We start from the raw sequence: 1,767 nt of genomic DNA, 5'->3' as shown, positions 1-1,767 counted from the left end.
GTACCTGTCCGTGCATTGTCCGCACACTTCAGTAACTTCAGTTATATGGTCAAGCCTCACGGGCAATTAGTACTGGTTAGCTCAACGCCTCACAACGCTTACACACCCAGCCTATCAACGTCGTAGTCTTCAACGGCCCTTCAGGGGGCTCGAAGCCCCAGGGAAAGCTTATCTTGAAGGAGGCTTCCCGCTTAGATGCTTTCAGCGGTTATCCCGTCCGAACATAGCTACCGGGCAATGCCATTGGCATGACAACCCGAACACCAGAGGTTCGTTCACTCCGGTCCTCTCGTACTAGGAGCAACTCTTCTCAACTTTCCAACGCCCACGGCAGATAGGGACCGAACTGTCTCACGACGTTCTAAACCCAGCTCGCGTACCACTTTAAATGGCGAACAGCCATACCCTTGGGACCGGCTTCAGCCCCAGGATGTGATGAGCCGACATCGAGGTGCCAAACACCGCCGTCGATGTGAACTCTTGGGCGGTATCAGCCTGTTATCCCCGGAGTACCTTTTATCCGTTGAGCGATGGCCCTTCCATACAGAACCACCGGATCACTATGACCTACTTTCGTACCTGCTCGACGTGTCAGTCTCGCAGTCAAGCACCCTTATGCCATTGCACTCATTGCATGATTTCCGACCATGCTGAGGGTACCTTCGTGCTCCTCCGTTACTCTTTGGGAGGAGACCGCCCCAGTCAAACTACCCACCATACACTGTCCTCAATCCGGATAACGGACCAAAGTTAGAACCCCAAACATACCAGGCTGGTATTTCAAGGACGGCTCCACGATGACTGGCGTCAACGCTTCAAAGCCTCCCAGCTATCCTACACAAATAGGTTCAGAGTTCAGTGCAAAGCTGTAGTAAAGGTTCACGGGGTCTTTCCGTCTAGCCGCGGGAACACAGCATCTTAACTGCGATTTCAATTTCACTGAGTCTCGGGTGGAGACAGCGTGGCCATCATTACGCCATTCGTGCAGGTCGGAACTTACCCGACAAGGAATTTCGCTACCTTAGGACCGTTATAGTTACGGCCGCCGTTTACCGGGGCTTCGATCAAGAGCTTCGCCGAAGCTAACCCCATCAATTAACCTTCCGGCACCGGGCAGGCGTCACACCCTATACGTCCACTTACGTGTTTGCAGAGTGCTATGTTTTTAATAAACAGTTGCAGCCACCTGGTTACTTCGACCAGCGTCAGCTTAGGGAGCAAGTCCCATCACCAACACCGGCGCACCTTCTCCCGAAGTTACGGTGCTATTTTGCCTAGTTCCTTCACCCGAGTTCTCTCAAGCGCCTTGGTATTCTCTACCTGACCACCTGTGTCGGTTTCGAGTACGGTTCTGTATAACCTGAAGCTTAGAAGATTTTCCTGGAAGTATGGCATCAACCACTCCAACCCCTAAAAGGGGTCTCGTCATCACTTCTCGGCCTTAGGATCCCGGATTTGCCTAAGATCCCAGCCTACAAGCTTAAACGCGGACAACCAACGCCGCGCTGGCCTAGCCTGCTCCGTCCCTCCGTCGCAGTTATACAAAGTACGGGAATATTAACCCGTTTCCCATCGACTACGCCTTTCAGCCTCGCCTTAGGGGCCGACTAACCCTGTCCCGATTAGCGTTGGACAGGAACCCTTGGTCTTCCGGCGGGGGAGTTTTTCACTCCCCTTGTCGTTACTCATGTCAGCATTCGCACTTCTGATACCTCCAGCAAACCTCACAGTTCACCTTCAACGGCTTACAGAACGCTCCCCTACCAT

At 53.0% G+C, this 1,767-nt stretch carries 1 rRNA gene; it reads right to left on the bottom strand.

The window, feature by feature from the left end:
- Nucleotides 1–45: 45 nt before the first annotated feature.
- A 23S ribosomal RNA gene (locus tag G8764_RS22195) occupies nucleotides 46–1,767 on the bottom strand; the annotation flags it as partial.

It is taken from the genome of Pseudomaricurvus alcaniphilus, assembly GCF_011440395.1.
In the GTDB taxonomy this organism is placed as follows: domain Bacteria; phylum Pseudomonadota; class Gammaproteobacteria; order Pseudomonadales; family Cellvibrionaceae; genus Pseudomaricurvus; species Pseudomaricurvus alcaniphilus.
This window is presented reverse-complemented; position numbering and strand designations above follow the sequence as displayed.